The sequence below is a fragment of the Erwinia sp. genome (assembly GCF_031978025.1).
Taxonomy (GTDB): domain Bacteria; phylum Pseudomonadota; class Gammaproteobacteria; order Enterobacterales; family Enterobacteriaceae; genus Erwinia.
Window position 1 is genome coordinate 1 of the sequence record NZ_DALZCD010000279.1, and the last position, 5,461, is coordinate 5,461.

The following is a 5,461-nucleotide window of genomic DNA, read 5'->3' on the forward strand; positions in this document are numbered from 1 at the left end:
CCGAAAGCGAGACGAACAGCGCCGAACCGATAGCAAAATAGTTATTAATCAGCCCTGCGCCGGAGTATTGCCAGGCAGCCATAATCACCACGTCTTTTTTACCTATCTGTTTCCCGTCGTGCAGCTCCTTAGTCAGTGCCGCGCCTGCGTCAGTACTTTGCAGGTCGGTTATCAGCGCCAGCCCACAGCGGCCCGGAATACCAAGCAGTGGCCTTAACAGCGGTGTCAGCAACTTATGGGCGGCGCGGATGGCACCATAATGGGTGAAGATCTCCAGCAGGCCTAATGCCAACATGACCGTGGGCACCAGGGAAAGGGCAAACAGGAAACCTGCTTTAGCGCCCGTGCCGCCTTCGCCAGGAAACGTGGCGCGCGCGGCATCCTTAATCGTGCCAAACTTGCCGCCAAGCGTAGTAAAGTCAAATGCGCCCAGCCATGCTGCTCCTTTCACGTTTAAAAGCAGGCCGGAAAAAAAGAGGATAGCCACGATCAGGGCCAGATAAGCGCCGATGCCTGGCGCCCGGTATTCACGAACTTTTGCCGATTCTGTCTCCATTTTCTGTCTCCCGGGTAGCGATCTGAAAAACCGTATCCAGTGGCAATAGTTTGCAAACTGGACTAAACATAAATTGCTGCTGTTTCAACAGGTCGGAAGCAGTTATCGTGCCAGGAAAGCGCATTGCCGAACAAAGCGCCGCATTTTCTTTTTATCTACTGCTAATAAGGCTGGCGCGCTTTGCTGAGAACGGAAAAAAGAGGGCAGGCGTGGGCCTTACGCGCGTGCCTGCACTAAAACGGAGCATTGGCGGGAGAAAACGATGTCAGAGGTGCTGAAACAGGAGCCGTCCTGCGTGGTTCCCGTCCCGGTTGTGGTGGCGGCTATCGCTATCATAACGACACGCTGCCTGAGTGTGGCGCTCGAAGTGCATGAAATGGGCTTAAAGACGCTGTTGAATGTCATCCATCTTGCGGCGCAAAGCTGGAGCGCTACCCTGATATTCATTGCCAGCCAGCTTATCTTTTTTGTTGAGCTGCGTTGCGCGCTTGCGCTGCTTGATGGCCGCCGCTGGGGACGCTGGGGCTACGGCTGTTCACAGCTGATCGTTATCGCTTATCTGCTGACTGTCTCCGCGGGTTGGGCCAGCCCCGGGATATTCACGCCTGGCGGGGAGCAGGGCCAGCTGCTGCTTTCGCAAAAGCTGCCTGACCTGCTGGTGCTGATACTGCTTTTTTTACCGGCCAGCAGCCGGGATTTTTTTCAGCAGCGCTGAAGGCGCAATGGTACAATCCCCGCCCGCTTTGGTTTGACGAGATTTTACATGCACTGCGCCCTTTATGATGCCGATCGCTGCCGCTCCTGCCAGTGGCTGGATCGCCCCTATCCGCAACAGCTGGATCGAAAGCAGTCTCAGCTGCAACAGCTCCTGTCGGCACAGACGGTAGGCGAATGGCTGCCGCCTGTTACTTCGGCACAGCAGGGGTTTCGCAATAAGGCAAAAATGGTGGTCAGCGGCAGCGTGGAACGCCCGCTGCTGGGCATTGTGCATCCCGATGGTACGCCGATTGACCTTTGCGACTGCCCGCTTTATCCGGACAGTTTTGCCGCTGTGTTTGCGCAACTGAAACCCTTTATCGCCCGCGCGGGCCTGACGCCGTATAACGTGGCACGCAAGCGTGGCGAGCTGAAGTTTATTCTGCTGACGGAGAGCCGCCAAAGCGGTGAACTGATGCTGCGCTTTGTTCTGCGTTCCAAAGAGAAGCTGGCCCAGCTGACCAAAGCGTTGCCCGTACTGCAGACGCAGCTGCCGCAGCTGAGCGTCATTTCGGCCAACATTCAGCCAGTGCATATGGCGATCCTGGAGGGCGAAGAAGAGATCCCGCTGACGGAAAATCAGGCGCTGGCTGAACAGCTTAACGATGTGCCGCTGTGGATCAGGCCTCAGAGCTTTTTCCAGACCAACCCGTCGGTAGCCGCATCGCTGTATGCTACTGCAAGAGCCTGGGTAAGCGAATTGGGCGTTAAAAGCATGTGGGATTTGTTCTGCGGGGTGGGCGGTTTCGGGTTGCATTGCGCCACGCCGGAAATGACGCTGACCGGCATTGAAATCAGCGCGGAAGCGATCGCTTGCGCCAAACGTTCGGCTGAGCAGATGGGGCTGGAGAAGGTAAGTTTTGCCGCGTTGGACTCTACGGCTTTCGCTACCGGCGAAGGCAGCACGCCCGATCTGGTGCTGGTTAATCCGCCACGCCGGGGTATTGGCGCGGCACTTTGTGATTATCTGAGCCGTATGGCGCCGCCGTTCATTCTTTATTCCAGCTGCAACGCGCAGAGCATGGCTGACGATATTATCCGCCTCAGCGAATACAGCATCGTTAAAGTCCAGCTGTTTGATATGTTCCCGCATACCGCGCACAGCGAAGTGCTGACCCTGCTACGGCGTCTCTGATTCGGCCGGCAGGTTAGCCGTCGGGCCAAGCCAGCGCTGCTTAAGCTTTTGCAGCGTGCCGTCATCTTCCAGGCTTTCCAGGGCGTTATTTAGCCGATCCAGCAGCGCCTTATCGCCTTTACGCACGGCAATGCCCAGGCCCGAGCCGAAATAGTGAGTGTCCTTGACCGGTTGGCCGACGGCTGCCAGGTTTGGATTGCTTTTCAGGAGGGCCTGCATGGAAGGCGTTTCGCCAAAAATGCCGTCCAGCCGGGTGTTGCGGATATCCAAAAGCGCGTTCTGATAGTTGTCGTACACCACAGAAATAATCTCCGGCCATGAACTTTGCAGCCATGCCTGCAGGGTAGTTGCGTCGGCGACGCCGACGCGCTGGCCGCGCAGCTGCTCTAAAGAGGAGTAGCGGCCTTTGATCGCGATGAACGTCGCGGAACTTTCCAGATAGGGCCGGGTGAAATCTGCTTCTTCACGCCGCTCTTCGGTAATATCCAGCCCGGAAATCACCGCGTCGTAGCGGTTGAACTTCAGCGAAGGCAGCAGGCGGTTAAAATCGTTATTCGTAAAAAGGCACTGCCGCGCCATTTTTTCACACAAAGCGTTCGCCAACTCAATATCGAATCCCACCGGCTGGTGCCCGGCGTTCAGATAGACAAAGGGGGGATAGGTTGCCGAAATGGCAAAGCGAAGCGGAGCGCTGGCCAGCGCGTTAGCGGCACATCCGATAAGCAGAAAAACGCAAACCTTAAGCATGTCTCCGATCCTTGCGTAAAGATTATCGGAACAGTATGGCCGTTGCGGCGGCGGCGTTATGGACTGATTAACCGGCCGTTAAGCGCTGTTATTTGACGAATGCCGACGACAAAGGCCGTCGGCATTAACTCAGTTACGTCGCTCAAAAGCCAGCGCCCGACGTTCGATCAGACGCATCATTAGCGTTAATAGCCCATTAACGCACAGGTAAATTAAGCCTGCCGCTGCAAAAACCGTCACGTCATAGGTGCGCCCGTAAAGCTGCTGCCCCTGACCCATCACTTCCATTAGCGTAATGGTATAAGCCAGCGAGGTACTCTTAAAGACCAGCACGACCTCGTTAGAATAAGAAGAAAGTGCTCGCTTAAAGGCGTAAGGCAGCAGAATGCGCAGCGTAGCTTTACGGTCCATTCCCAGCGCGGCGCAGGACTGCCACTGTCCGGAAGGAATCGCTCTTACCGCACCGTAAAACAGCTGAGTAGTGTACGCCGCGCTGTTAAGGGAAAGCGCGAGCAGAGCGCAGAGCCAGGGCTGCGACAGCGCGTTCCATAACCAGGGGATCGCCTGGATTGAAGGAAACTGTCCGGGTCCATAGTAAATCAAAAAGATTTGTACCAGCAGTGGTGTACCGGTAAACAGCGTGATGTAGCCGCGCACGGTCTGGCTCAACACGGGTATTTTCAGCGACAGGATCACAGTGAATACCAGCGCCAACAGCAGTGCCAGCACCAGTGAGGCCAGAGTCAGGGTCAGGCTGGTATGCAGGCCTTTCAGCAGCTCAGGTAAATAGCTCAGCATCCGTTATTCCCCTGTTCAAAACGCGTGGTACGCGCTTCGATACGCTTTAACACCTGCTGACTAAACAGGGTAATAACTAAATAAATCGCTGCCGCAGCCATATACCAGGTAAAAGGTTCCTGCGTGCGTGAGGCAATGCTTTTGGTTTGCAGCATAATATCGTTAACGCTGATCAACGACACCAGCGCCGTATCCTTTAGCAGTACCAGCCACTGGTTTCCCAGCCCCGGCAGCGCATGACGCCACATTTGCGGCAGGATCAGGCGGAAAAAAATCGCCGGGGTTTTCATACCCAGCGCCATGCCCGATTCCCATTGCCCCTGCGGCACCGCCTTCAGGGCACCGCGCAGCGTCTGCGAAGCGTAAGAGGAATAGAGGATCGACAGCGCGATAACGCCGCAGAGAAACGGGCTGACGTCGAAGTTTTCAATCGTCATCTGGATCGGCAGCGTGGTGAAGCCCAGATGCAGCGTAAAGCCGTCTGAAAGTGTCAGCAGCAGTTGAGAAGCGCCGAAATAGACGAAGAGGACCACCAGAATCTCCGGCAGCCCGCGAAAGAGCGTGACCAGCGCGGTGCCGATCCAGGCCACGGGGCGCCAGCGGGCGGACTCCCAGACGGCAAAAATCATCGCCAGAACCAGTCCTGCGGCCAGCGCAGAAACGGCAAGGCCGACGGTCATCCCGGCGGCGCTTGCGAGAGAATAGAATTCGTTCATTCCGTTATTGCTGGAACCATTTGCTGTAGATGGTTTTATAGGTGCCGTCGGCTTTCACTTTATCCAGGGCAGTATTGAATTTCTCCTGCAGCTGGGTGTTGCCCTGGCGCAAGGCGATGCCCAGACCGGTACCAAAGTAGTCTTTATCGGTCACTTTCTCGCCTACTGGTGCCAGTGAAGCGTTCTGTTTCAGCCACTCGTTAACTACCGCCGTGTCGCCGAATACGGCATCAATACGGCCGTTTTTCAGATCCAGAATGGCATTTTGATAGCTGTCATAAGGCACGGTTTTCACGTCTTTCAACTTTTCAGTCAGGTATTTTTGATGCGTAGTACCGTTCTGCACGCCAACGCGTTTGCCGGTTAACGCGGCGACGTCAGCAACTTTACCTTTCTGCGCGATAAATAAAGCGGAGTTATCGTAATAGGCTTTGGTAAACAGGACCTGTTTCTCACGCTCGGGCGTGATATCCATACCGGCCATCACCGCATCGAAGCGGCGGAATTTCAGGCTCGGGATCAGGCTGTCGAACGCCTGATTGGTGAAAGTGCAGGTTGCGTCAATCTCTTTACACAATGCGTTGGCCAGATCGACGTCGAAACCCTGAATTTTATTAGCGGAATCAACAAATTCAAAAGGAGGGTAAGACGCTTCAGTAGCAAAACGGATAGTTTGCGCAGCGCTGGCGCTCAGGCTAAGACCGGATAACAGCGCGGCAAGTACGATTTTTTTCATCATTATGTCCTGCATCA

The 5,461-nt window shown here is 55.3% G+C and carries 7 protein-coding genes; 2 read left to right on the forward strand and 5 right to left on the reverse strand.

Going from position 1 to position 5,461, the window contains the following annotated elements; all coding sequences use genetic code 11:
• Nucleotides 1–556: nucleoside recognition domain-containing protein (locus RTK32_RS18130; RefSeq protein ID WP_312046439.1), on the reverse strand; the 556-nt coding region annotated here is incomplete at its 3' end.
• Between the two features lie 262 nt (nucleotides 557–818).
• On the opposite strand from RTK32_RS18130, the gene RTK32_RS18135 reads away from it, so the two are divergent.
• A complete protein-coding gene (locus RTK32_RS18135) occupies nucleotides 819–1,271 on the forward strand; it encodes a YbjO family protein (RefSeq protein WP_312046440.1) in 453 nt (150 codons plus the stop codon).
• A 48-nt stretch (nucleotides 1,272–1,319) separates the two neighbouring features.
• A complete protein-coding gene (gene rlmC, locus RTK32_RS18140; RefSeq protein ID WP_312046441.1) occupies nucleotides 1,320–2,447 on the forward strand; it encodes a 23S rRNA (uracil(747)-C(5))-methyltransferase RlmC in 1,128 nt (375 codons plus the stop codon).
• On the opposite strand, the gene RTK32_RS18145 is transcribed toward rlmC, so the two are convergent.
• From RTK32_RS18145 to artJ, 4 genes are all read right to left on the reverse strand, one after another.
• Nucleotides 2,433–3,194, reverse strand: a complete 762-nt coding sequence (locus RTK32_RS18145) for a transporter substrate-binding domain-containing protein (protein ID WP_312046442.1) — start codon at nucleotides 3,192–3,194, stop codon at nucleotides 2,433–2,435. The two genes, rlmC and RTK32_RS18145, sit on opposite strands and share 15 nt — an antisense overlap.
• Nucleotides 3,195–3,323: 129 nt before the next feature.
• Nucleotides 3,324–3,992, reverse strand: a complete 669-nt coding sequence (gene artM / locus RTK32_RS18150; RefSeq protein WP_312046444.1) for an arginine ABC transporter permease ArtM — start codon at nucleotides 3,990–3,992, stop codon at nucleotides 3,324–3,326.
• On the reverse strand, nucleotides 3,986–4,708 hold the full coding sequence (artQ, locus tag RTK32_RS18155; protein WP_312046445.1) for an arginine ABC transporter permease ArtQ: 723 nt from the start codon (nucleotides 4,706–4,708) through the stop codon (nucleotides 3,986–3,988). The genes artM and artQ overlap by 7 nt, the downstream gene beginning before the upstream one ends.
• Nucleotides 4,709–4,712: 4 nt before the next feature.
• Entirely contained in the window at nucleotides 4,713–5,444 is a 732-nt protein-coding gene (artJ, locus tag RTK32_RS18160) for an arginine ABC transporter substrate-binding protein (RefSeq protein ID WP_312046447.1), read from the reverse strand.
• Nucleotides 5,445–5,461 lie beyond the last annotated feature (17 nt).